The 24,270-nt window shown below is 66.0% G+C and carries 24 protein-coding genes and 1 tRNA gene; 15 read left to right on the top strand and 10 right to left on the bottom strand.

The genetic code is table 11. The annotated features are described in order from the left end of the window. Positions 1–136 precede the first annotated feature (136 nt). Complete coding sequence (locus FV217_RS16720; RefSeq protein WP_147818308.1) at positions 137–466, bottom strand: hypothetical protein; 330 nt, start codon at positions 464–466, stop codon at positions 137–139. Between the two features lie 794 nt (positions 467–1,260). Here FV217_RS16720 and FV217_RS16735 point away from each other — a divergent pair. Further along, a complete protein-coding gene (locus FV217_RS16735) occupies positions 1,261–1,485 on the top strand; it encodes a hypothetical protein (protein ID WP_147818311.1) in 225 nt (74 codons plus the stop codon). Between the two features lie 81 nt (positions 1,486–1,566). Here FV217_RS16735 and FV217_RS16740 read toward each other — a convergent pair whose 3' ends face one another. Continuing rightward, on the bottom strand, positions 1,567–1,821 hold the full coding sequence (locus FV217_RS16740; protein ID WP_147818312.1) for a hypothetical protein: 255 nt from the start codon (positions 1,819–1,821) through the stop codon (positions 1,567–1,569). A gap of 105 nt (positions 1,822–1,926) precedes the next feature. Between FV217_RS16740 and FV217_RS16745 the strand changes: the two genes are divergently transcribed. From FV217_RS16745 to FV217_RS16785, 9 genes are all read left to right on the top strand, one after another. Then, complete coding sequence (locus FV217_RS16745) at positions 1,927–2,322, top strand: hypothetical protein (RefSeq protein WP_147818313.1); 396 nt, start codon at positions 1,927–1,929, stop codon at positions 2,320–2,322. A gap of 97 nt (positions 2,323–2,419) precedes the next feature. After that, positions 2,420–2,878 carry a hypothetical protein gene (locus FV217_RS16750; protein WP_147818314.1) on the top strand — a complete coding sequence of 153 codons (459 nt, stop codon included), beginning with the start codon at positions 2,420–2,422 and terminating at the stop codon, positions 2,876–2,878. A 244-nt stretch (positions 2,879–3,122) separates the two neighbouring features. Next, a complete protein-coding gene (locus FV217_RS16755; protein ID WP_147818315.1) occupies positions 3,123–3,389 on the top strand; it encodes a hypothetical protein in 267 nt (88 codons plus the stop codon). Positions 3,390–3,662: 273 nt separating this feature from the next. Beyond that, positions 3,663–4,001, top strand: coding sequence for a hypothetical protein (locus FV217_RS16760; RefSeq protein ID WP_147818316.1), 339 nt, complete (start codon positions 3,663–3,665; stop codon positions 3,999–4,001). A 274-nt stretch (positions 4,002–4,275) separates the two neighbouring features. After that, a complete protein-coding gene (locus FV217_RS16765; protein WP_210245146.1) occupies positions 4,276–5,364 on the top strand; it encodes a hypothetical protein in 1,089 nt (362 codons plus the stop codon). Between the two features lie 131 nt (positions 5,365–5,495). After that, entirely contained in the window at positions 5,496–5,792 is a 297-nt protein-coding gene (locus tag FV217_RS16770) for a hypothetical protein (RefSeq protein WP_147818318.1), read from the top strand. After that, positions 5,792–6,241: a hypothetical protein gene (locus FV217_RS22975; RefSeq protein WP_187272606.1), complete on the top strand. Its 450-nt coding sequence runs from the start codon at positions 5,792–5,794 to the stop codon at positions 6,239–6,241. Before FV217_RS16770 ends, FV217_RS22975 begins: the two co-directional genes overlap by 1 nt. 94 nt (positions 6,242–6,335) lie before the next feature. Further along, entirely contained in the window at positions 6,336–8,582 is a 2,247-nt protein-coding gene (locus FV217_RS16780) for a hypothetical protein (RefSeq protein WP_147818320.1), read from the top strand. Positions 8,583–8,717: 135 nt separating this feature from the next. Further along, positions 8,718–9,113 (top strand): ribonuclease H, encoded by a 396-nt coding sequence (locus FV217_RS16785; RefSeq protein WP_210245147.1) that lies wholly within the window; start codon positions 8,718–8,720, stop codon positions 9,111–9,113. Positions 9,114–9,223: 110 nt separating this feature from the next. On the opposite strand, the gene tcmP is transcribed toward FV217_RS16785, so the two are convergent. From tcmP to FV217_RS16820, 7 genes are all read right to left on the bottom strand, one after another. After that, on the bottom strand, positions 9,224–10,378 hold the full coding sequence (tcmP, locus tag FV217_RS16790) for a three-Cys-motif partner protein TcmP (protein ID WP_187272607.1): 1,155 nt from the start codon (positions 10,376–10,378) through the stop codon (positions 9,224–9,226). A 13-nt stretch (positions 10,379–10,391) separates the two neighbouring features. Next, on the bottom strand, positions 10,392–11,147 hold the full coding sequence (locus FV217_RS16795; RefSeq protein ID WP_147818323.1) for a phage Gp37/Gp68 family protein: 756 nt from the start codon (positions 11,145–11,147) through the stop codon (positions 10,392–10,394). A gap of 173 nt (positions 11,148–11,320) precedes the next feature. After that, positions 11,321–12,280 carry a phosphatase PAP2 family protein gene (locus FV217_RS16800; RefSeq protein ID WP_246682868.1) on the bottom strand — a complete coding sequence of 320 codons (960 nt, stop codon included), beginning with the start codon at positions 12,278–12,280 and terminating at the stop codon, positions 11,321–11,323. Between the two features lie 255 nt (positions 12,281–12,535). Then, positions 12,536–14,242 (bottom strand): site-specific integrase, encoded by a 1,707-nt coding sequence (locus FV217_RS16805; RefSeq protein ID WP_147818325.1) that lies wholly within the window; start codon positions 14,240–14,242, stop codon positions 12,536–12,538. Between the two features lie 97 nt (positions 14,243–14,339). Continuing rightward, positions 14,340–14,429: transfer RNA gene (locus tag FV217_RS16810), tRNA-Ser, on the bottom strand. A gap of 99 nt (positions 14,430–14,528) precedes the next feature. Continuing rightward, positions 14,529–16,622, bottom strand: a complete 2,094-nt coding sequence (gene mdoH / locus FV217_RS16815) for a glucans biosynthesis glucosyltransferase MdoH (protein ID WP_238232116.1) — start codon at positions 16,620–16,622, stop codon at positions 14,529–14,531. Between the two features lie 130 nt (positions 16,623–16,752). Continuing rightward, positions 16,753–18,450 carry a glucan biosynthesis protein G gene (locus FV217_RS16820; protein ID WP_147818327.1) on the bottom strand — a complete coding sequence of 566 codons (1,698 nt, stop codon included), beginning with the start codon at positions 18,448–18,450 and terminating at the stop codon, positions 16,753–16,755. Between the two features lie 168 nt (positions 18,451–18,618). Between FV217_RS16820 and glmU the strand changes: the two genes are divergently transcribed. The 3 genes from glmU to FV217_RS16835 all read left to right on the top strand — a co-directional run bounded on the left by glmU (position 18,619) and on the right by FV217_RS16835 (position 22,196). Then, complete coding sequence (gene glmU, locus FV217_RS16825) at positions 18,619–19,863, top strand: bifunctional UDP-N-acetylglucosamine diphosphorylase/glucosamine-1-phosphate N-acetyltransferase GlmU (RefSeq protein WP_246682879.1); 1,245 nt, start codon at positions 18,619–18,621, stop codon at positions 19,861–19,863. Between the two features lie 163 nt (positions 19,864–20,026). Further along, positions 20,027–21,853, top strand: a complete 1,827-nt coding sequence (gene glmS, locus FV217_RS16830) for a glutamine--fructose-6-phosphate transaminase (isomerizing) (RefSeq protein ID WP_147818328.1) — start codon at positions 20,027–20,029, stop codon at positions 21,851–21,853. Positions 21,854–21,917: 64 nt separating this feature from the next. Next, on the top strand, positions 21,918–22,196 hold the full coding sequence (locus FV217_RS16835) for an adenylosuccinate synthase (RefSeq protein ID WP_147818329.1): 279 nt from the start codon (positions 21,918–21,920) through the stop codon (positions 22,194–22,196). A gap of 58 nt (positions 22,197–22,254) precedes the next feature. Here FV217_RS16835 and FV217_RS16840 read toward each other — a convergent pair whose 3' ends face one another. Then, complete coding sequence (locus FV217_RS16840) at positions 22,255–22,542, bottom strand: hypothetical protein (protein WP_147818330.1); 288 nt, start codon at positions 22,540–22,542, stop codon at positions 22,255–22,257. Between the two features lie 189 nt (positions 22,543–22,731). On the opposite strand from FV217_RS16840, the gene FV217_RS16845 reads away from it, so the two are divergent. Together FV217_RS16845 and FV217_RS16850 are read left to right on the top strand one after the other, a co-directional pair. Beyond that, the gene (locus FV217_RS16845; RefSeq protein WP_147818331.1) at positions 22,732–23,289 is read left to right on the top strand and encodes a metallophosphoesterase; all 558 of its coding nucleotides are present in this window, start codon (positions 22,732–22,734) and stop codon (positions 23,287–23,289) included. 90 nt (positions 23,290–23,379) lie between these two features. Next, on the top strand, positions 23,380–24,270 hold an 891-nt coding region (locus FV217_RS16850; RefSeq protein WP_147818332.1), incomplete at its 3' end, for an ATP-binding protein.

Consider the following 24,270-nt stretch of genomic DNA (forward strand, 5'->3'; position numbering starts at 1 on the left):
CGACGCGCTCACGCAGATCGGACGACAACGGCGACGACATCGACCCTCCTGTCGAAAGCAGACAGGGAATCAGATCAGCCCGCGTGTGAAAACCCAGCCCGACTCCGCGTGATCGGCAGCCGCTCTAGCGGAGGCGCTAAGCCGAGCCGACACGATGTGGAAAGGGCTGCAGTGAGCGAAAACCGCCGCTGTCGGCTTCCAGGCTGGCTTGATCGTCTAGAAGCAAATCCTCGATAGCGAACGACGACAGCTCGCGAACCTCTCCGGGAGCTAGGCGGAGGCTTTCGACCTCGGCACGTGCCATGAGGCCGGCAATACGGTCCACGCGCCATCCGTCAGGCATCACATCGGCGACGATGCGTAAGGCTTCGTCATCACACTCGGCGTACGTACCGTAGAGTTTGATGTCTTCCGCAGCACCACAAGAGCCGCGGGGTGCCCAAACGCTGACTCGATAAGGGATCATGGCGGCATCCGCGCTTAGAGATTACTGCGGAAATCAGCTTACCGAGCGCCGAACAAGTCAGCATTGACATATGATACAATCTAAACCGCGCCCCTTGCTGAATTGTGAACCGGGCCGCCAACGCTATTGAGGATGGGAGACTCATTACAGGCGGGGCTGGGGCTTCAGGAGAAGCGGAGCCAGTTACGCCTATCCCAGTCCCACCCCAAGCGCCGCCTCCGCCACCACCTCTGCCTTCACGCTCTGGAGGTAGCTGGTAAGCCGCTTGGCCGCCTCGGGGTCCGCGCACTGGATCCATAGGGTTGCCGAGCTGACGGCCGCTCCGAGCCCCCTAAGGACCGCCTCCGCGGGCCACGCCGCATTCCGCTCGGAGGAGCTGGCCAAATGGCGAAGGCCAGACGGGGTGCCGATGACGATGGCGACGGTCGCAGGCTTGGTCATTCCCGAAAGCTATCGCTGCCGTGCCATCCCGAGAAGGCCCCGTAAGAGGGCCTGAGGGTCGCACCTGGAGGCGCAGCCGACTGCCGAGAGGCTACCCCCGAGCGGGAGCCGGCCCGGCCACCATGTCGAGCCGGGAAATCTCCGAGTTGACGGGCGCGCGCCACGACAACGTGATGGCGGATATTCGCGGCCTTATGGAGCAAACGCACCAAGGGGAGAGGCGGCAACGACGTACCGTTTCAGACCCATAGGTGGTCTGCCGTTGAGCAGAGAAAGGTTGGCCGTTAACACTCAGGCTTCCTGTCCTGAGTGCCGCAAACAGACGCGCTCGCTGCTATGCTACGGAGCCCTCCATGTCCGAGATCCCGCAAGGTGGCCTGCCAGGTGGAACCGAGACACCGCCGAGCTACCGGGTCTTGCTCTTCGACGGCGACGGCAAGGTGCATTCGAGCGTTCCTATCCCGGTCCATAATGATGAAGCCGCGAAGGCCGTAGCGCGCCGCATGTGCAACGGCCTGAGCGCCGAGCTTTGGGATGGGCTTCGCTACATCGACCGGTTCGACGGTGATGATACTTAGGTATCTACAGGCGGGCCGGATTGAGCAATCTGTCCGGTAGGCGAGAAGCGGAACCTGCGCGACCGTCAGTGCGGCGAGCCCTTACGGGGCGACGCAATCGAAGTTGGCTGTGTGTCCGGTCATCTTGTTGATGCGCGCGGCCCGGCCGAATTTCCCGCAATGCTGGTCCGCGAGTGGTAGGGCATCGGCCTCGCTCCAAACGTTGGACACCGAGGCGGAGACGCTGTTGCCGGTGACCTGTTGCCCGAACAGGCCGCCATAGACGTTCCCATCGGCCTTCGGGTTCACGCAGCCGGCGAGCCCCGCGGCGACTAGCACCAACACCCAGATGCGCACCGCGACGCTCCATCGATAAGGTCAAGCTGTCGTTATTGCCGGGAGTTGCGCGGGCGGCAAGGCACGACTCCCACGGCGCCCGTCTTCCCCGCTCTGGTGCCCGTCGTGCGGGTGCTCGATACGGCCCTCGCGGCACAGCTCGGGATGGCCATTCCCCGGCATATTCGAGTGCTGATAAAGAAAAATACCTGGGAGCTTGAAGGTTATGGGGGTGTAGTCCAGCGGGACACCCTCGCATCGGGCAACAAGACGACCGCTTTCTACCTCAACAAGCAACAAGCGCTCCTCATCTGCATCCTCTCGAAAACCCCACGTGCCCGTGAAGTCCGCGCCGAGGTGATCCGCCGCTTCGACGCTTACGAGGCCCCGCCCGCTCAGCCCCAGACGGCCCCCGGAATGGACCAGCTCATGGGCGCGATGACGGCCCTGATGCAGACGATGCAGGGGTTCGTCCAGGTGGTCGCGGCGAAGGCCCCGGAACTCCGCTCTTCAACTCTTTAATCCAGATTTTCGATGCCAGATCAATCCGCCGCAATACCGGATAGCAAAAACTGTCGTCATTGCTAAGTTGTCGGCGCGTGCTAACTGGGTTGTTCCAATGGAAGACTATGCCGTCTACCTCTCTGAATTTGAAGGCATCATCCTTTACGACGCCATTGAGCGCGAGCGGAAGCTTCTGGAGATCGTCACCGCGCAGGAGCGAGAGGCCGGCAATCGAGATGGCTGGGCACTCGCTCGGATTAAGGTCCGGTCCCTTCGGCGCATCGTCAGTCAGGTTGTTCAAGGACTCCCCCGGACGGCCGGAAAAGGGTACCGGCTGAGCCCGGATGACGAAGCCGAGCTGGCGGACCAAATTGCGGCTGTAGGCCAGAAGATGCGTCCCCCGCGCGCAGAGCTTGAGAAACTGATGAGCTTGAAGGCGAGAAGGCGCGCGGTGGTGCGCAGGGCAAAACCGTCAGTGTCAGCGACCGAGGCGGCAAGAGAAGCGACTGGCTCGTCCGCGCAGCCTCGTGAAAAACTGCCGAAGCTTCACTGGACGGCGCCGAAATATGAATGATAGAGACCAAACATCAATTCAAACGCTCTTGAAGGGCGCTCCGTATCGCGCACCGACCTACCCACTAGCGAATAGATACTGTATTTTATTTGCAACGCCTCCAATAGTTACCTGATTTTGCCTTGCGTCATCAGGAAACCCCTGCCTAAATACCCAGGCGGCCGGACAACAGGCCTTGGGGACTCATGAGATGATTACGGTTAGCTGGAACGGCGCGACGGCGCTTATCTTGAGCAGATGCAGCGTGAAGATCGGCGACCTGTTCGATAGCTTCTACGAGATGAGCCCCCCAACGCCTGGACTTCCGTTCTTCGAACTACGGTGGCACGCGACCGGCTTTGAGCTGTGGGCGGGACGCCGGCACCTCACCATCGAAGTGCCGCCACTTGCGCGCGTCATCCGCGGCCTCGCGGTGCGCATCACGGACGGCATTGTCCGCGCACAGGCAGCATCCTTAGCGCAGTCGGCAGAACGGGACGCCGCTGATTTGTCCGAGGGCGCGACCGCCTAGCAGGCACCGGAAACGACCCGTCCAGGTGGTACGCCAGCTTGCAGCTTTAGGCGCCTGGGCGTGCCCGTGAAGGGCGAGGGTAATTGCCACCCACAAGAGGGCCGGCGATTACCACCCACCCCAGCAATCCTGAAGGCATCCTTCTCCGGCGGGGCGTCCCTATCCTTTTGCGACTGTGTAACGCCTAGCGGTCGCGCTCCGCCGAGACCCTCCATTGCCCGTTCGGCGCCGCCTCGCCGGCCCTGAACTTCCCCCTCAACAGGAACCTCCACCATGACCGCGGCTGTCCTTCACAGCCGGGACAATGACGGCCGGCTGGTCGTCGGGGTCCCGCTCAGTAACCGTCCGGGCCACCGTGCGTGGCTCTACGCGGCCGACTACGAAACCATTGTCGCGGATCACGGCCCCCGCCCGTGGCTCGCGAACGGCAACGGCCACGGCAAATCCTACGTCCGGCTTCGCTGCGCCGACCGCGGCAACCTCGTCATGGTCGCTCGGCTCGTCTTCGGTGACGCTGAGGCCCGCTCCATTCGCTATCGGGACGGCGACAGCCTGAACCTCCGTTCCCGGAACCTCGCCGTGAGGAAGCCGAGAGGCGCAGCCCGTGCGTGATTTCAACCGCCCCACGGAGGTTGCCGTAACGCGTCCACCTCTTGGGCCTGTACGGCACCGCTGGTTTGACGATTGGCGGGGAGCGACTGGCCGTCCCCTACAACGCATTGTCGATGAGACGGTTGGCCTCTTGGCACGATACGAAGCCGCCACGGGGGCACGCCAGCGCGCGCGTCGGGAGGCCGATCAACGGCACCACTTAATCGCCGTCGAAGCCGTGGTGGCGAACCTAGCCTACGCGGTGCTTATGCCCCCCGAGACTGGACGCCTCGCGGTGCTCACGGGGAACGCAAGGACGGGCGTCAGCCGCTACGACAACCCTGCCTTTGGCAAACCTTTCGCGGGCCTCCTTGGTGCCCTGGAGGAGCTGGAGGTGCTGTCAATGCACGCCCCTTCCATGCGTAGGCGGGAGGCGTGGTCCATCGCTCCTACGCAGGCGTTCATTGCGACAGTGCGCGCCGATGGCATCGCGTTGAGCGACTTCGGCCGGCTGCCGGGGGAGGAGCCCATCATCCTGAAGCGCAAGCAACGGCACAGCGGCGCATCGTCCGACCACACCTCGGGGCTGGTAGACTATGCCGACACGGGCAGCACCGTGGCGATGCGCGAGACCGTCCAGGGCTTCAACACCTTCCTGGACGGGGCGGACGTTGCCTTCGTGGATGATGGGCAGGGGATGGTGGATCACCGGCAGCGTCACATGCGCCGTCACTTCGTCCTCTTGCCGGAAGATGAGGCTCCCCGTTTCGACCGCGCCGGGCGCTTCTTCGGTGGCTTCTGGCAAAACCTGGAGCGCAGCCGCAGGGCCGGCATCAGGGTCGAAGGGGAGGAGTTGGTGGACCTGGACTTCGCGTCCATGTTCCCACGGCTGGCCTATGCGACCACCGGCACGACCCCTCCCGATGGCGACATATACGCCCTCGACGGACTTGGCTTGGAGCATCGACCGGCGCTGAAGTTGGCGTTGAACACCCTGTTGTTCGATGACTTCCGCCGTACCTCCTGGCCTCTCCCGGATGATGACGAGACACCTCGGCTACCAGCGGAATGGACCGTAGCCCGGACCAAGGCCGCCATTCTGAAACGACACCCGGCCCTCCGATGCTGCTTCGGGTCTGGCCTGGGCTTCGCGCTCATGCACACCGAGAGCGTCATCCTCGCGCATGTCTTGGACGAGATGCGGGCTCGGGGCATCGTGGGCCTTGGCATCCATGATGGCTTGCTCGTCCCCCGCTCTCGGGCTGTGGACGGTAGAACGATCATGGAGACCGTAGCGCGCGAGGTCACAGGGCATGCGCTCCCGGTGACCGTGAAGGCCATGCCGGCGCGGACGCCTCAGCCCCCCACCACCCTCCACATATAAGACCCGTAAGGCCGCCAGCCCGCGGCACGTCTCATATTCAACCCCATCGAACCACCCGCGCGGCCCCTCTCGGCTCGCGTGAACGCCTCCCCATGCCTGCCACCCAACCGGCACCATCAGGAAACCTCGACATGACGAACGACAGAACCCCACACCTCTGGTTCGCCGGCACCGAGCCACGCGCCCACAGCCTCATCGTGCCCATCACTACCAACGCGGACCGCGGAGCACCCGGCTATGGGGAGTTCGCGCTGGAGCACCGACGCGAGGGCGATACCCTCGTGATGCTCCTCACGCGCGAAGGGGCAGGGGGCACCACCGAGCCCGTGACAGTTTCCGTCGCCATCCCCGCGGGCCTCGTGCGGGGCCTTCTCGATAGGGTCGCAGAACCGGCCGAGCGGGACGGCTTGGCGGGAGGCGCCGCGTGATGAGCGCTCTCAGCACCACGGCGGGAAACGCGCCAGCGCGAGAGGAAGCGACCGTCCAAGACCTGAAGCTGGCGGAGGCGTTGGGTTACGCGCGCGCCACCGACATTCGCAAGCTCATCATCCGGCACGCGACCACGCTGGAGCTGTTCGGATCATTGCGCCACCGTGGCGTGATGATCGAGGCGGGCAAGGGCGCCCGGCGCTCCGTAACCGAGTACCACCTCACGAAGGCCCAGGCCGCCTTCATCACCGCCAAGGCCGACACCAAGAACGCGACAAGCCTGACTGTCTTGATGGCGGAGGTGTTCGCCATGGCCTCGGATGGGAAGCTGGTCGCGGTGGACGCGGCAGCGGCCGAAGAGCTTGTGGCGGCACAGGCCCGCGATGCCCGGCGCCGCCACGAAGAAGAGCGGGACGCGCGCTCCAGCGGCTTCGCGGCTCTCCGCTAACAGGCACCTCCACCACACCCCGAACGACCCAACGCGCGGACCCTCGCGGCCCGCGTGAACGCCACTCCCTTGCCGATCATCAGGAAACCGAACCATGCCACTGCAACCCGGCCTCGCCCAGTTCCGTGAGGACGCTCCCGAGCCTGAGCGCGCGCGCCAGTCTCAGCCCATTCAGGACCCCGGCGTCCGGGCGCCCTCGCTGTCCCCGCAGGCCGACAAGCTCAGCACCTTCGCGCGCGCTGCCCAGGCGCCCCAGGACGACAACGCCCAGCGCCTCGCCGCGGCACTCGTAGGCTTCAATCCGAGCCTTCAGCGCTTCGCCACGACGATGGCGGACGAAGACAAGGACGACACCTCTAGCTCCGTTCAGGCCAAAATCCTGCGTGTCGGCGGTGACCCCGCGAAGGTGGAAGCCCTGATGGCCTCCGACCCGGAGATGCAATCCGGGCTCGGCAAGGCCGCCGCTTCCCGCCGTCTCGGCCAGCTCCTCGCGGCCCAGGCGATCAACGAAGCCAAGACCAAATACCAGACGGACTTCGACCGGGTGAACGGCAACGTGGGTGCGCTCACGGCCGAGACGATGAAGCCCTACCTCGACAAGTTCGGGCATGACCCGATCTTCCGCAAACAGTTCGTGGACGACGTCACCCCAGGGGTCGCGCGGATCACGAGTGCAGACGCCGAGACGAAGGCGACGGACTCCTACAACCGCACCCAGGACGACCAGACGAAAATCTTCACGGCGGTTGTCCAGAAGGCCAGCGATGCCGGGAAGAGCCCCGAGGACGCCGCTAAGGCCGTGGTCGCGGAGTTCTACGGCAACGAGAAAATCCTCAAGCTGCCCTACGCGGAACAGCAAAAGGCCCTCGTGCCGGTGGTCCGGGCGCTCGCCGAACAGGGCCGCTACGACGTCGTGAAGGCGCTGGGCGAGACCGAGTTCAAGGGCGAGCGTCTCATCGACAACGGCACCGTGGGTCCGTCCGTGGCCCAGGCCATGACGCATGCCCGAACGGTCCGTGATCGGGACACGAAGGACGCCACCGTCGCCGGCCGGCAGGACGACTACTCGAAGTTCATGAACGGGGAAGCCACCCCGGATGACGAGAAGCGCCTCCTCGCCCGCGCCCAGGCGAAGGACGGCTACGTGGAGGAGGGGACCGCCAACGCGTGGGTCCAGGCCAACCGTAACGCCCGTGAACAGGCCCAGGAGAAGGCCCGTAAGGAGTCCGAGCGGGTCCAGCTCCTCGACAAGCTCAACACCCAAGAGGCGTCCCTGACGAACATGGGCGTGGAGGCGGTGCGCGGCGGTAAGACCTTCTCGCTGCCCCAGGTCACCGTCCTGAATAAGAAGGGCGAGGAGGAGACCCTCGGCGGCGACAAGTTCCGCGAGCGGGCCTTCTCGGACTTCGAGGAATGGTCCACGCAGTACGCCCAGCAGAAGGGCGAGAGCTGGGACCAGACGGTGCTCCGCGAGGCGCCCATCTATGCGAAGAACGGCCACGCCCCGAAGAAGTGGAAGGACACCCTCTCACTCGGCGGGGCCTCCATCTCGTCGTCGGCGCTCTCCGGTGAAGCTCCTCCCGAAGCGGCCCAACAGGGCTACGCCCTCTACAAGCTCCTCCACGCCAACAACGCGCGTATCCTCAACGACCTCGTGCCGAAGGATCAGCGGGACTTCTACGAGTCCTGGCGCATCGGCGAAGAGGACGCGGGGCTGGCCCCCGGCAAGGCCCTCTTGCTGGCCACGGAAGCGAACGCCGACCCGGAGCGCCGGCTGAAGCGCATGTCCTCCGTCACGACCCAAGCCATCCGGCAGAAGGTCGGGTCCCTCGGGTCCACCTTCGGGGGCTTGTTCGGCGGTCAGTCCGCACCTGAGAACCTGGGCGATATGGGCGCCACGATCCAGCGCCTCGCGGAGAACTATGCGGTGCTCGGCCTGGGCGCTGACAAGGCCGTCCATCGGGCCGTGGAGCGCGTCCAGCAAACCCACGTGAACGTCAACGGCTACTGGATCGATGCCAGCGACAGGCGCGTCCCACAGGACTTCCCGGTGCTCGCTGGCGATGTGCTGAAGGCTTACGCCGACAAGCACGGGAAGGCCGAGGGGGTGGACGCGAGCGACCTGACGGTGCGCCCGCTGGGCGGTGCGGGGAACGCTTGGCGCATCGTGCGCAAGGCGGACGGCATCCCCGTGGACGACATGACGGACAGCACGTTCAAGACGGACGAGCTTCAGCGCGCCGCTGCGGCTCGGAAAGACGCCGAAGACGCAAAGACACTCAAGCGACAGAAGACCAACGCAACCACCCTGCCACTTCAATTCGAGGGGAGGGGGCCGTGACGCTCCTGCCGCTTCGACTGTGCAGGCGCCCAGCGCGCTAGCGACAGCCCGTCACCATCCAACGCCATCAGCATGAACGACCAACCGGAGAGGCCCCTCTCGGGACCTCTCCCCATGCCTTTCAGGAACCTCTCAATGACCATCGAACCTACCCCTGAGTTCGCCATCGGCCTCTATGGGATATGCAAGGGCAACCCCGGACCGGGCGCTTACAAGGCCGTCATCCAGCACACGCAGACGGGAGCCGAGAGGAGCGTAGAGGGCCGCGCCGCCTCGACCACAGCCAACCGCATGGAGCTGACAGCGGCCATCGAGGCGCTCAAAGCCCTCAGCCCTGGTGCCGTCGTCATCGTGCTCACGAACAGCGAGTACGTGATGAAGGGGATGACGGAATGGCTCCCCGGCTGGAGAGCAAAGGGGTGGCGTGGGTCGAACAAGAAGCCGGTTGTGAACGCCGACCTTTGGGGTGCGCTCGATGCTGCCGCGGCGGCGCATGAAAGGGTGCGCTGGGTTGTCGGCAAGAGGGCGTGAGGGCAAAGGCCTGGACAGCTTGCTCCGCGACTAGAAAACAAAAACAGCGGCGACTGTTTCAACTGGTTGGTAACCCGCCGCTTGGCCTCCTACGCCGCCGCGCGCAAGAGCTACTCTGTTCGCGGGAGAAGGCGGATTAAATCATTGTCCTTGGGCTTCCTAGTGCCCTTTCCCCATGTATTTTCGATCAAACCGTCGTTTGCCAACTTCACGCAAACGTTCTTCACGTTCGTCTCGCGTAACATCAGAGCCTGCATCGCGCGAGCTGCAACATCTTGAAACCGTGTGGGGCCGCGTGCCTGGAGAAAGCTAATAATGCGACCTTCGGCCAAATGCATTTCCTCGGTAACAATATCATCGACGCCCCGTTCTTTGACGTCAGCATGCCAGCCAGCAAACATATCGACTAAGCCGGTTTTTTCTTCCTGACGCCGTACGCCAGCCCCAACCCGGAGCCGAGCTTGCTCGCGAACAGCTCCGTACTCAGTTTCGCGAAATGCCTTCAAGCCCTCGTAGGTTTTGGTGCCGTAGGCAAGAAAGAAGTGAGGCATATCGACTGTAGGTTTATCAATTCTAGTCGATACGACAAATTTAAATCCACATGCAGATTGGAGGCTCTCGCGAAATAGACGCTCGACAGCTACCCCCCGTGGGAGATTTTTGTCTAAGCGGTCGCGCCATCCGGGTCCTCCTAAAATTGGATCAAGTGACGCAACGGTATCCTCCTGACCACTGTTTACGAACCGGCTCACGAACGAATACATGAAATTGATTAGCACCTCGGCCTTCGGCCTATCAAATAAACGCCTAATCTTAGGGAGAGGGTAGCCAGTCCATCCAGTGGGATCAATAAAAATCAGAGGTAGAGAATTTCCGATATATTCCTGAATATCGTCGATTGCGTCCTCAAAGCGACCATTAAAGGTTCTAACCTCGAACGAATCTTCAGGCTTATTAAATTCGGCTACAGCGCGTTGCAATTGCGCGTAGGCCGTCGCTCCCGTCTCAGAAAAGTAGCACCGAATGCGACGACGACGCCCTGTGGCTTCGAAGTAACGTTGCTGCGCATCCTTCAAGACTCGAATGGCAATCATAAATGATGAATCAGAGAAATCCTCTGTCCGCGTCTCCCACGGACCAGAGAAACCATCAACGTATGTTATGTCTGTGAATGTCAAAACCTTAAAAGAAAGGGCCTGAAGATAATTTCTTAAAATATAATGTTTCGTTTGGGTCTGCTCTCTTCCATGGTAAGCCGCAGACACTTGTAACGCTCCATCAAATCGAGGCCGCAGTCGCGTCGCTCTGCTTAGGGGTTTTTGGATACTGACTCCACTCCCGGCCGTCTAGGACACGCCCCCCAGCTTTCGGCCTGATGCCGCCCCACTGCTTGAAAAAAAATGCCACTCCAGCCTCTTGGCATTGGTCGCGAATTTCCATGGCCCACTCTTCGGCCATTGGACGACAGCGAGGACCGCTTTCGCCTCCCACAATTGCCCAGGATATTCCTTCGAGGTCGATCTTCCCCACTGGCCCCAACAGCGGTTCAAACGATACGAACCGCGTCGTAATCGGCGCAGCCCGAAGGTGCTTAATCCTTACGGCATTCTGAGCGTCTTCAACTGAGACCCCTAACCAAATGTGGCCGGGCGCGACCCCTTTACGGTATCTCGCCTTAAGATAGCGCGCCATTAAAGAACTGCGCTTTGTAAGGAGCTGAAATGTGTGCCAATTGGCTGCTTCCATCGTCCTGAAAACAGCATCAATAAAATCGATCGGGATTTCCTTATGGAAGAGGTCCGACATCGAGTTGACGAAGATGCGTTTGGGTTGACGCCACTGCAAAGGTTGCTCTAGCCGGGCCGGCCTGAGTGTAAGATCGAAGCCGTTTTCGAACGGGTGCTCGGACACGCCCCGGAAACGTTCGGAAAAACGCTCCGCATAGCAGTTATCGCAGCCTCGCGTGATCTTGGAACATCCGGTGACGGGGTTCCAAGTTGCCTCAGTCCATTCAATCTGCGTCGATCCAGCCATGTCGCATCATAGAACGAAAAGCGAACGAATAAAATACCGGCCGAATCCCTGGGTGAGATTGACCTAGGCCAGCAGAAAAGCACGCTAGGCCCTAGCAGTCACGCTTGGCCGGTCGAGGCCATTTGCTTTCAGCTCGCAGGCGGCAGGGTCTGTCGATGATGTTGTAGCGCTGGTTAGCCGGTACCGTTGTGGAGAGTTGGAACGTCAGCCGCTCCACCCAAGGAGCGCCCCCTATCGAACTCCCAGACGCGACGTTTGATTGCCGGTCTGACAGCCCAGATCGAGAGCCAGCCGCGTTTAACTCTGCCCCGGCTACTCAACGCCAGCGCGGCAAGGACGCCGCCCGCGAGAATGTCCGGCAGGTAGTGGCCGCCGGAGCCAATCGCAGAGACCACAACGGCCGCGTTCAGAAGCACCACCAGCGGCCCCAACAGGGGCACAGGTGCAAGCGCCCAGGCCGTGATGGCAGCGAGGCAAACGTGGAACGACGGGAAGGTAACGAGCCCTCGGATGTCTCCGAGTGCGATCACCTTGAGCGTTCCATCGCGCAGCTTGGCTAGGGGCTCCAGGTGCCAGAGCGCTCCCACGGTCTCGATATGGTCGGCAGGAACATTGTGCGGCTGATAGAAGGCGTAAGGCCCGACAGCCGGCATAACAGCCGAGATCAGAACGGCGCTCATCAGAAGGACGACGTAAAGCCGAACGAACGCCCAAAGCCTCCCGAGGTGCGACGTGGCGCTGAGCACGATCACAACGACCGCGATTTGCGGGCCGCTCGAATGGTAAGCTAGGGCCAGCCACCACGAGAGGGCAGGGTGCGTGGCGAGGAAGCCGATGTAGGCCGTCCAGTCGAAGCCGAGGCCCCGTTCTACCGCAGCCAGCCATCGGTCAGCTAACGGTAGGGACAACGTAGCGGTCAGATAGTGGAAGATGCCCACCGCCACCGTGAAGGCGACGAGGCACGCCGCCGAGAGCGCCATCGCCCGAAGCTTTGGCTCGGACTTGACCGGCCCCAGGATCGCGGCGGCAACTAGGAGCCCGGAAACACAGAGGGCCGTGATCGGGAAGCCGGGGCCTTCAAGGCGAATGCCAACGACCGCCAGCCACACGGCATCGATCACCAGGAGCGTCATCGTCACCGGCCAGAAGGCGGGATGAGGCGCTACGAGACCAAGCGGCAGCAATCGAAGCCGTGAGACCCACAAGCCTGCCCTGGGTCGCTCATCGGTGACGATAATGCCCGGATGAACCTGCCCGCCCTCTAGCAACATTTCGTTTTGTCGTCCCGTGCAGCTCGTCGGCTGTCGCCATACAGGCTGCCGTGTTCAGTCAGGAAGGGCGGATGGAGGGTGTCAGCCCGTCTCTGCCTAATGGGCCGCACCGAGCCCTCAACGCTTCAACGTGTGGAGGTGCCTTAGGTCCAAGTCCGCGTACCGCACCTTCTCGATTTCCCTGAATAGCGTCGCGGCCTTCAAACCCTTCCCATAAATCGCCTCTTCCCCCTCACTGTCCCTTCGCCAGCCACCGAGAGCCCGCACCCGCTCAAGGCCAATCTCGGCCTCCCTCAGCGCGTCCCGGTAGTTGTGTCTGAAGCTGTGAAACGAGACCCCCGTCACATCCATGTCGAGCTTCCCGAGGAAGCGCCGCTTGTCGTTGAACCACTTGGAGAACGGCCCCGAGAGGTAACCCAGGCTATCCGGTTTCAGCTCAGGGAACAGCCGCCGCTCTCCCTTGCCGCGCATGGCGGCGGCGAACTCCAGAAAGCCGATACGCCCTAACTCGGGATGGACCGGGACGAACCGCTTACCCGCCTCGGTCTTCACCCGCTTCTTGTCCGCGTCGTCTGCGCCCGGCTCGCCAGCGTCATCAATGAGGATGACCGCAATGCCTTCCAGTTCCGTCACGTCATCCACGCGAAGCTGGCAGCATTCTCCGAGCCTCATGCCCGTCCAGAGGGACAGCAACGGCACCCAAAAGCGCCCTCGACGGATCACGTTCGGACCCGGCTTCGCGTAACCTTCTTCGTCGTCCTGGCACCCCGTATAGAGCGGCGCATTGAAGATGGCCTGAAGCTGCGCTGTGCTGAATGGCTGGCGAAGGTCTCGCTCGTCGCGGTCATCCGGCAGGGCCAGCCCCTCAGCCGGGTTGCGGATCACCCGCCAGCTCTTCACGCCCCACTTGAAAAGAGCCGAGAGGTTGTGGAGGTAGTTGTTGACGGCAGAGACCCCCAGCCGCTCCAGCTTCTCCGCATCGGCCACCTTCGCGGCATCCTCCAGGGACAGGAGCGGGAACCGCTGCGTGGCGTTCCTGGGCAGCCGCATGATGACGCTACGGATGCGCTCGCAGTCCATGCGGTGGATGCTGTCCACGGGCGTGTCGGGGCCGAGCAACTCACGCATCGCCCGGAAGACCGTCTGGTAGGTCTTCAGCGTGCCGGGCGTACGGGTCTTGGTCGGGTCCGCGAGGTATGCCGCAATTAGCTCCTCAACGGTGCAGGAACGGGGCGTGGAGGCCGCTGTGGGCAGGGCAGGGGTATCGACCACCTCGCCCGCGCTTCGCTCTTGGAGGACCTTGGAGAAGCGCTTCTGCGCCTTCAGCATCGCGTAGGCGAAGCGGCTCCAGGCATCCGTACCGGGGCGCACGCTCAGCCCTTGGGACTTGAGCACCTCCTCCATCTCGAAAGCCATGAGGCTGTGGTCACCACGTGCGAGGGCTGCACCACCGCCAGCATCGAGAATGTCGGCTGCTTCTACCTTCTGCCGCAACTCGCGTTCGGACAGGCCCTCACGGCGGTGTTCTTCGTCCTCCTCTAGGACCGACGACAGCCAAATCGAAGCGAGGCGCTCGGCCTCCGCAGCGGTAAGTTCGTCAGCGCGGCCGGTCATGAGGCGGCGGGCGGCGTCCAGCTCCCGGTCGAACTCCACCGACTTGAGCCGCGCCCGGCGCACCGCCTCGGCTCTATCAGCGGTCCCGAGAGCAATCCACTTCTGACCGCTACGCCCCCCAGGGACCACCTCACGCAGCTCGGGAGGCACCCAAGCGCGAAACGAGTAGGTGCCATTCGAGCGGCGAACGAGCCGGGTTTCGAGGCCCATCAGATAGGGTCACCTGTAGCAAGAACCTGTAGCACAGGTGTCAGCTAACTCTCTGAACGTCAACGCTTCTATCTGAAACAATGACTTAACAGCCATCTGGCGGAAGGGGTGGGATTCGAACCCACGGTGGAGTTGCCCCCACGGCGGTTTTCAAGACCGCTGCCTTAAACCACTCGGCCACCCTTCCGTCCCGGCCACAAGCCGGCCCGCCCTCCGAGCCCGGGCGAGCCGGGTGCTTGTAGCGGACAACGGGGTCGGCCGGAAACCGAAACCCGCGAGATTTTCGTCAGGCCGTGCGCAGGCGTGCGAGCCGGTCGAGGAGGGCGCGGTCGTGGAGGAGGGCCATGCGCTCCTTGGGCTGGAGCCAGGCGCTCGCCTCGGCCAGCGTGTCGGCCTCGACGATCTTGGCCTGGGCCAGCGTCCGGTCGGCGTCGATGCTGCCGCGGGGGCGGCTGGCGCCCCGGGGCAGCATCGCGGCATGGTCCTGGGCGAGGGCCGGGTCGGCGTGCAGGACACCGAGCGCGTCCGCGTCGTCGAAGCCGTGCCGCGCATTGCGGGCGGCGAGTGCGCCGGCGCGCAGAGCCACCGGGGGCGGAGTGTGCTCTTCGGGGGTGCCGAGCAGGCCGAAGCGCTTGAGGGCGAGGCCCCAGGCGAGCTGTCCGCTGGCCCAGGAGATCGGGATCGCGAGCACGAGGCCGAGGATCGTCGGCGACATCCAGAGGAACAACGAGGTGGCGATGGCGAAGGCGGCTACGCCCGTGAGCAGGCCGAGGAAGCTGTGCCAGCGGTGGCGGCGCACGATGTCGGAAAACGGAATCGAGCCGTCGTCGCGCCGCTGCGGGTTCCAGCCGGTGTCGCGGCCGGCCAGGATCTGGAAGACCGAACCGGACTGGATCAGCATGGCGATCGGCGCGATCAGCGCCGAGAGCAGGATCTCGATCAGGAAGGATAGTATCAGCCGGATGCCGCCGCCCGAGGCCCGTCGCACCGCGCCGTCGATCAGGGCCAGGAACAGCCCCAGGAACTTGGGCGCGAGCAGGATGCCCATGGTCAAGCCGAAGAGCTGGAGCGCGCGCACGGGATCGAAGCGCGGCCAGACCGGCGTCAGCCCGAACTCGGCGGAAAAGTATTCGGGCCGCACCCAGGCCGTCTGCAGCACGAGGGCGACACCGATGACGAGCTGGGCGAGCCAGAGCGGCGAGGCGAGATAGCCCATGATGCCGGTGGCGAAGTGCTGGCGGGAGGGCAGGGCGAGGCCAGCCGATCCGATCACCCGCGCGTGCTGGAGGTTGCCCTGGGCCCAGCGCCGGTCGCGTACGGCGAGATCGATCAGGGTCGGCGGGCTTTCTTCGTAGGACCCTTCGAGGCGCGGCAGCATGGTCACGCCCCAGCCGGCGCGGCGGATCAGCGCCGCCTCGACGAAATCGTGGCTGAGGATATGGCCGCCGAAGGGCGGATTGCCCTTGAGGTCGGGCAGGCCGCAGGCCTCGGCGAAGGCTTTCGTGCGGATGATCGCGTTGTGGCCCCAGTAATTGCCGTCGCGGCCGGACCAGATCGTCAGGCCGGTGGCGATCACCGGCCCGTAGATGCGGGCGGCGAATTGCTGGACGCGGGCAAACAGCGTGTTGCGGTTGATGATCAGCGGCAGACTCTGGACGATGCCGGCGTCCGGGTCGGCTTCCATCGCGGCGGTCAGCCCGGTGATGCAGCCGCCGGACAGCAGGCTGTCGGCGTCGAGGACCAGCATGTGGTCGTAGGCGGCCCCCCAGCGGCTGACGAAATCGCCGATATTGCCGGCCTTGCGGTGATGGTTCTTGGGCCGGTGGCGGTAGTAAAGCCGGGCCTCGGGGCCGAGCTCTTCGCGGAGCTTCAGGAAGGCGCGTTCCTCGGCGATCCAGGCATCGGCCTGCGTCGTGTCCGAGAGCACGAACCAGTCGAAATGCTGCCCAAGCCCCGTCGCCTCGACTTCCTCGCGCATGGCCTGGACGGCGGCGAAGGTGCGGGCGGTGGCCTCGTTGTAGACCGGCATCACCACGGCCGTGCGCGTCGACAATTTGGTGGGAGCCGGCGTCGCGTCCGAGCGGGACCGGAGGAGCGCGAAGAAGCCGAGGATGGCGGCGGTGAAGGCCAGCGCGATCCAGGAGAAGGTGAGCGTGAACAGCACGAGCAGCACGTATTGCAGCGCCGTGGCGCCGCCCGAGACCGAGATGACCTCGTACATCTGCAGCGTGCCGTAGGTCGTGAGCGCCACCGCCCCGCCGAAGACGAAGGCGCGGGCCGCCCAGGGCCGCTTCTCGGGTTTCGAAGGCCTGCGCCGCGCCGCGCCGTCCCAGCGGGCGAGGTCCTGCACCGGCATGGCCAGCGGCGCCTCCGGCGGCATCGCCGGCCGGAACCCGTTGCGCGGCCGTTCGTCCGGCGGCAGGGCTAAGGGGAGGGTGGGCTCCAGCACGTCGTCGAGGGTCATGGCGTCCGTCATCGGCGTATCGGGGAGGCGATCACGGGTTCTGGCATCAACCGGTCCAGCGATAGAGCCAGGTCTCGCTCACCTGGCGCTCACCGGACTTGAGGGCGAGACGCAATTCGCTGGCCGGCTGGCCGCCGGAATCGAGTTCGAAGGCGACACGCACGGTCCGGCGCTCGGGGTAGGGGTAGAGCACCTGACGGGTGATCGTGCCTGGATTGGCGATCAGGACGGTGCGCAGCTCCGGCACCGCGCCGTCCTGGCCGGCGAACAGGATGTCGCCGGTGAAATCGACGAGGAACAGCCGGCGGCCGTTGGCGGAGCCGCGCCCGCTGCGGCTGGTCGAGACGCCTGCCAGCGCCGGCTGGTCGGGCGACGCTTCCGGCGGCTGCCAGCACCAGGTCTGGCGGTAGCGAAAACGCGCCTCGCTCTTCTCGGGGATCGCCGCCTTCGGGCGCCAATAGGCGATGACGTTCTCGTTGACCTCGGAATCGCTCGGGATTTCGAGAAGCGTCACGGCACCAGCCCCCCAGAGCGCCTTGCCGGGTCCGTCGGGGCCGTCCGCCTCCATCGGCTCGATCCAGAGCGAGGGCCGCCACTCCCAGTGCTGCACGTCGTCCTGGAAGGCGGCGTAGTCGCGGGCCCGCTGCATCAGGCCGAAGCCCTTGGGGCCGTCGTCGAGGAAGGAGGAGATCTGCAGGGTCTGCGGATTGTTCACGGGACGCCAGATCGCCTCGCCGCCGCCGTTGCGGATCTGGAGGCCGCCGGAGGCGTAGGCGGCGGCGCGGGCGTCGTCGAGACCCCGGCGGCCGTTCGGCCCGAACAGGTAGCTCGACTGTGCTCCGCCGAGCCCGAGATGGTCGATTCCCGTGCGGGTGAACAGGGTGCCCTCGACCTCGACCACCGAGGCGTCGCCGGGCTTCAGCGTCATCCGCAAGGCCGCCGAGCAGGATTCCGCATCGAGCAGGGCGTGGAGCACGAGGGGGCCGCCGTCCTTGCCCGGCCGCTCGATGAAGAACGCCTTCCAGCGCGAGAAATCCTCGCCGCGGCTATCAGCCGGGCGCAGCATCAGGGCGCGGGCGGTGAGCCCGAAACCCTGGCCGCGGGCGATCAGCCGGAAGAACGAGACGCCCTGGAACACCGCGAAGTCGGAGAGCTCCGCCCCGGCGAAGCGCGCCCGCAGCCGGAACCCCGAAAAGCCCGGATCGCCCTGGCCCGGATCGGGCAGAGCGATGCCGTCCGCCGTGAAGCGGTCGCGGGCATAGGGGACGGGGCGGACCGTGCCGTCCTCGACGAGCAACAGCGAGACGCGGTCGGCATAGACCGAGCCGCGATGGAGCGGTTCGACCGCGAAATCGAGCCCGGCATCGCCCCAGATCGCGGCGCCCGGCGCCGTGCGGATCGCGGCGTATTGTTCGCGCGAGAGGTTTCTCAGGGCCTCGGGCAGGTCGTCCGTGCGGGGAGCGACGTAGGGTTGGCGGGCGAGCGCGCGGGCGAGATCGGGCACGGTCGAGGCCGTGAACGGCGTGCCGGCGGCCGGCAGGGCAGGGGCACCTTGAGCGAAGACCGCATCGGTGCCGAGCACGGCGCCGGCAAGCGCTCCGGCTGCGACGCCGCGCAGGAGGTCGCGGCGGCTGCGGGAAACGACGCCCGCTTCGCCCCGCGCCCCCTCGGACGCCCGCGACGGGTCTCCACCTGAAAGGCCGAACGGCACGTGTTCGGGGTTGCCGGTGGTGGAATGCGTCATGCCCTCGTCGATGCAAGCGTCGGTGGTGGAAAGGGAATTCTGCCCGGATAGGGAGCAACGCCTGAACCCGGGGTTAAGGTTGCCTGCTTGTGACGGGCAGCGTGCTGTTTTGTCCAGGCCGCGTGATCGGTTACATCCGCGGCGGCGACGATGGGAGCGGAACGGCGGATGATGTCAGCAGACGAAAGCCACCCGGCGAGCCCGCGCAGTTTCACTGCGATCGTGCTCGCGGCGGGCAAGGGCACGCGGATGCGCTCCGACCTGCCGAAGGTACTGCACGCCATCGCCGGGCGCAGCATGCTCGGCCACGTCCTCGCCGCCGTGCAGGAGGCCGGCGCCACGGGCATCAGCGTGGTGATCGAGCCGGAGCGCGCCGACGTCGCCGCCGAGGTCGAGGCCCTGGCGCCGGGCGCGCGGGTGCACCCCCAGGTCGAGCGGCTCGGCACCGCCCATGCCGCGCTTCAGGCGCGCGAGGCATTGGAGACCAGCTGCGACGTCATCATCGCCTTCGGCGACACGCCGCTCGTCACCGCGCAGACGTTTCGCCGGCTCAGCTCCGCCCTCGGCGGCGGTGCGGCGGTCGCCGTGCTCGCCTTCGAGGCGGCGGATCCGAAGGGCTACGGCCGGGTGCTCACGGAGGGCGGCCAGGTCGTCGCGATCCGCGAGGAGAAGGACGCGTCGGAGGAGGAGCGCCGGGTTAACCTCGGGAATGCCGGGCTGATGGCGCTCTCGGGCGCCCACGCCCTGCGGCTGCTGACCCGCATCGGCAACGACAATGCCAGCGGCGAATACTACCTCACCGACGCCGTGGCGCTCGCCGTGGCCGAGGGCCTTCGAGTCGCGGTCGTGTCGATCGACGAGGCGGAGGCGCAGGGCGTCAACGACCGGGTCCAGCTCTCGGTGGCCGAAGCCGCGATCCAGGGCCGCCTGCGCCGCGCCGCGCAGCTCGGCGGCGCCACGCTGCTCGCGCCTGAGACCGTCTTCTTCAGCGCCGACACGGTCGTCGGCCGCGACGTCCTGATCGAGCCGCACGTGGTCTTCGGTCCGGGCGTGGTGATCGGCGACCGTTGCACCATCCGCGCCTTCTCGCACCTGCGCGATGCGCGCCTCATGACGAACGTCGATATCGGCCCGCATGTGCGCCTGCGCGGCGGCGCGGTGCTGGAGGAGGGCGTGCATCTCGGCAACTTCGTCGAGATCAAGAACGCTGTGCTCCATGCCGGCGCCAAGGCCTCGCACCTCGCCTATCTCGGCGATGCCGAGGTGGGCGCGGGCGCCAATATCGGCGCCGGCACCATCACCTGCAATTACGACGGCGTGAACAAGCACCGCACCACCATCGGGGCGGGGGCCTTCATCGGGACGAAGCGCGCGGCCATGCGGGCGGCGAAAGCGGCCAAGTCCAAGGGCTGAGGCGGCGGCGCGGGGCGGCTGGCCCTGTGCCGTTTCGATCCGCTAGAAGCACCGCTGTCGCGTCGCGCGAGAGGCCCGGGCCTTGCGCGGGACCGGTCCGATGGAACCGCCTCGTCTCAGCCCGGGACGGCGCGGTGGCGCAAAAAAGCTCGAGAGACGGCACATGTGCGGAATCGTAGGCATCGTCGGGCGCGAAGCGGTGGCGGGGCAGGTGATCGAGGCGCTGCGCCGGCTCGAATACCGCGGCTACGATTCCGCCGGCATCGCCACCCTGGAGCACGGCCGCCTGGAACGCCGCCGCGCCGAGGGAAAGCTCTCGAACCTGCAGCTCAAGCTGGTGCAGTCGCCGCTCACCGGCGCCATCGGCATCGGCCACACCCGCTGGGCGACGCATGGCCGGCCGAACGAGACCAACGCCCACCCGCATGCCACCGCACGGCTGGCGGTAGTCCATAACGGCATCATCGAGAATTTTCGCGAGCTGAAGAAGGAGCTGGAGACTGCCGGCGCCCGCTTCGAGACCGAGACGGACACGGAGGTGGTGGCCCAACTCGTCAGCCACCTGATGGACCAGGGCCTCGGCCCGGTCGCCGCAGTCGAGGCCGCCCTCCCGCGCCTGCGCGGGGCCTTCGCGCTGGGCTTCCTCTTCTCGGGCGAAGAAGACTTCCTGATCGGCGCTCGCCACGGCGCGCCGCTGGCCATCGGCTTCGGCGACGGCGAGACCTATCTCGGCTCGGACGCCCTGGCGCTCGCCCCGTTCACGGACGAGATCACCTATCTCGACGAGGGCGACTGGGCGATCCTGACCCGCGACGGCGCCGAGATCCGCGACATCGCCAATCAGATCGTCGCGAGGCCGCGCCAAAAGATCGTCAGCCAGGCCTTCCTGGTCGACAAGGGCAACCACCGCCACTTCATGGCGAAGGAGATCCACGAGCAGCCGGAGGTGGTCGGCCGCACGCTCGCCCATTACGTCGATCTCGCAGGCGGCCGCATAGCCCTGCCCGAGGCGCTGCCCTTCGACTTCGCGAAATTGAGCCGGCTCTCGATCACCGCCTGCGGCACGGCCTATTACGCCGGCCTCGTCGCGAAATACTGGTTCGAGAGCATCGCGCGGCTGCCCGTCGAGATCGACGTCGCCTCCGAGACCCGCTACCGCGAGCCGCCGCTCGACCGGGACGGGCTGACGCTCGTGATCTCGCAATCGGGCGAGACCGCCGACACGCTGGCCTCGCTGCGCTATGCGAAGTCGCAAGGGCAGCACTCGCTCGCGGTGGTCAACGTACCCACCTCGACGATCGCGCGGGAATCCTCCGTGGTGATGCCGACGCTGGCCGGCCCCGAAATCGGCGTCGCCTCCACCAAGGCGTTTTCCTGCCAGCTCACCGTGCTGCTCTGCCTCGCCATCGCGGCCGGCCGCGCGCGCGGCACCATCGACGCCGCCCGCGAGCGCGCGCTCGTCGACGCCCTGATCACCGTGCCCGGCCTGATGGCGGAATCGGTGGCGCTGGAGCCCGAGATCGAGGTGCTCGCCCGCGAGATCGCCAAGGCCCGCGACGTGCTCTATCTCGGCCGCGGCACGAGCTACCCGATGGCGCTCGAAGGCGCGCTGAAGCTCAAGGAAATCAGCTACATCCACGCCGAAGGCTACGCCGCCGGCGAGCTCAAGCACGGCCCGATCGCGCTGATCGACGAGAACGTCCCGGTGATCGTGATCGCGCCGCACGACGCGATCTTCGAAAAAACCGTCTCGAACATGCAGGAGGTCGCCGCGCGCGGCGGCCGGATCGTGCTGATCGGCGACGCCAAGGGCGCGGCGGATCACGGCCTCGACACGCTGGCGACGCTCACCATGCCGGCCGTCGACCCGGTGGTGGCCCCGATCGTCTATGCAGTGCCGATCCAGCTTCTCGCCTACCACACGGCAGTGTTCATGGGGAAAGACGTCGACCAGCCGCGCAACCTCGCGAAGTCGGTCACGGTGGAGTAGCGGCCACAGCCATTTCGCTCTCGAAATGCGCTACGGACATGCCTCGGCAAGCTTGAGGAGCGGAATGGCGTTCAAGGCGAAATCGGCATCCGAGAGCAAGGCGGCCGAACTGGCCGCGGCGATCGTTCGCATCGTCGACCGGGACGGCGCACCGCTCGCCATCGGGGTCGACGCGCTCCGGCAGGGCAATCCACGGCTGACGCCGCTCGCCATCGGCCAGATGTTCCGTCGCCACCGCGACGACCTCGAAGCGGCCCTTGCCGATCGCGGCTACACGCTCGTCGGATACGCCGACCAGGGGCCGGGCCGCGGCATGGAATTCGAGATCGGCGCTGCGGAGTAGGGCAGCGACCGCCCGGCCTGCGCCGGGCGGTTCTTGCAACGGTGCGGGCGCGACGCTCTCAGTTCGCGTTGCCGCTGCCGCCGGCCCCGCCGCTGCCCTGCGGTACGGCGCGCTCGGGCTGGCTGGCATTGCCGGCTGCGGCCGAGTTCGACTGGTAGGTATCGGCCCCGGTCGCGCCGCGCGGAACCGTGACGTCCGTCCCGCCGCCGGTGTTGTTCTGTCCGCCGATGACGGCACCGGTGGTGGCCGGCGCGCCCGTCGGGGCGGCGGGAGCTGCTGCGGTCTGGGCCAAAGCGGGCGAGGCGAGCGCCATGGCGCCCGCAAGAGCGAGGGTGAACCGGGTCATCGATAGATCCTTGGGTTGAAGAACGACGGCAACGCCGCGCCGGCCCGCGATATCCGGTGCCACCCGGTTCATGACGCCGCATGGCGACCGCGCGCCGCAGCGGCTTGCGGCGCATCCCGTCTGCGCCACCTCGCGGGTCGACGACGCTCGCGCCGCCGGCTCGGCAGGCGCCCTTCCTCCGCGGACTCCATGGCGACCTTCTTCACGGCAGACACGCATTTCGGCGACGCGGCCCTCGTCCAGCGCCGCCGCGGCCGGTTCGGCTCGGTCGAGGGCCACGACGAAGCCCTGATCGCGCGCTGGAACGCCGTGGTCGCGGAGGACGACGAGGTCTGGCACCTCGGCGACTTCGCGGCCGATGCCAGCCGGGCGCATTGCGCGGCGGTGTTCGGCCGCCTCAACGGCATCAAGCGGCTGGTGCGCGGCAACCACGACACCAACCGAGTGCTCGAACTGCCGTGGCACGCGCCTCCGGTGGAGAGCGCCCGCATCACGGTCGCGGACGCCGCCGGGCAGCCCTGGCGGCTGTTCCTGTCGCACTACCCGCATCGCAGCTGGGCCGGTTTCTGGCGCGGGACGCGTCACCTCTATGGGCACACCCATGCCTGCCTGCCCGACACCAGCCGCTCCTGCGACGTCGGCGCGGACGCCTGCGATTATCGGCCCCTCGACCTCGCGGAGGTTCTCGCGCGCCAGGACGCCGCCGGGCAGGCGCCGGAAGAGATGGCCCTGCGCGGCCTGCGCTGAGTGTGCCCCCGGCTCGGTGGACATCGCCCGCGAAACCGGGCTTTGATCGAGCAAACGAAGGGGCCGCGCGGGCCCCGAGCGGAACACCGTATGAAGATCGAGATCGTCCTCGGCGACGTCGTGACGAAGGGGGCCCAGGCCGAGCCGGCCGTCATGGACATCGAGGAATTGCTGGCGACGCGGCTGCTGGTCCAGGGCAATTCCGGCTCGGGCAAGTCGCATTTGCTGATGCGCATCCTGGAGCAGAGCGCCGGCACGGTTCAGCAGATCGTCGTCGACCCGGAAGGGGATTTCGTCTCGCTGAGCCAGCGCTACGGGCATGTCGTGATCGATGCGCGCCGCAGCGACGTCGAGCTGGAGACGATCGGCCTGCGCATCCGCCAGTCGCGCGTCTCGGCCGTGCTCGACCTGCAGAATCTCGAGGTCGAGGGCCAGATGCGGGCCACCGGCATCTTCCTCAACGCCCTGTTCGACGCCGACCGGGAGCACTGGCATCCGGCGCTCGTCGTGGTCGACGAGGCGCAGCTCTTCGCTCCCGTCGAGAAGGGCGAATTCTCCGAGGAATCGCGCCGGATCTCGCTCGGAGCGATGACGAACCTGATGTGCCGCGGCCGCAAGCGCGGGCTCGCCGGCATCATCGCGACCCAGCGGCTCGCCAAGGTCGCCAAGAACGTCGCGGCGGAAGCCTCCAACTTCCTGATGGGGCGCACCTTCCTCGACATCGACATGGCCCGGGCCGGCGATCTCCTGGGCATGGACCGGCGCTCGACCGACATGTTCCGCGATCTCGGCCGCGGGCACTTCATGGCGCTCGGGCCGGCGCTCTACCGGCGCCCGACCCATGTGACGGTCGCCTCCGTCACGGCCAGCGCGCTGGGCAGCGCGCCGCGGCTGACGCCACCGCCGAGCGAGGTCACGCTGGAGGAGCGGGAAGCCCTGCTCGCCCCCGTGCCGATGGCGGCGGCCCGCCCGGTCGCGGAA

The organism is Methylobacterium sp. WL9, assembly GCF_008040035.1.
In the GTDB taxonomy this organism is placed as follows: domain Bacteria; phylum Pseudomonadota; class Alphaproteobacteria; order Rhizobiales; family Beijerinckiaceae; genus Methylobacterium; species Methylobacterium thuringiense.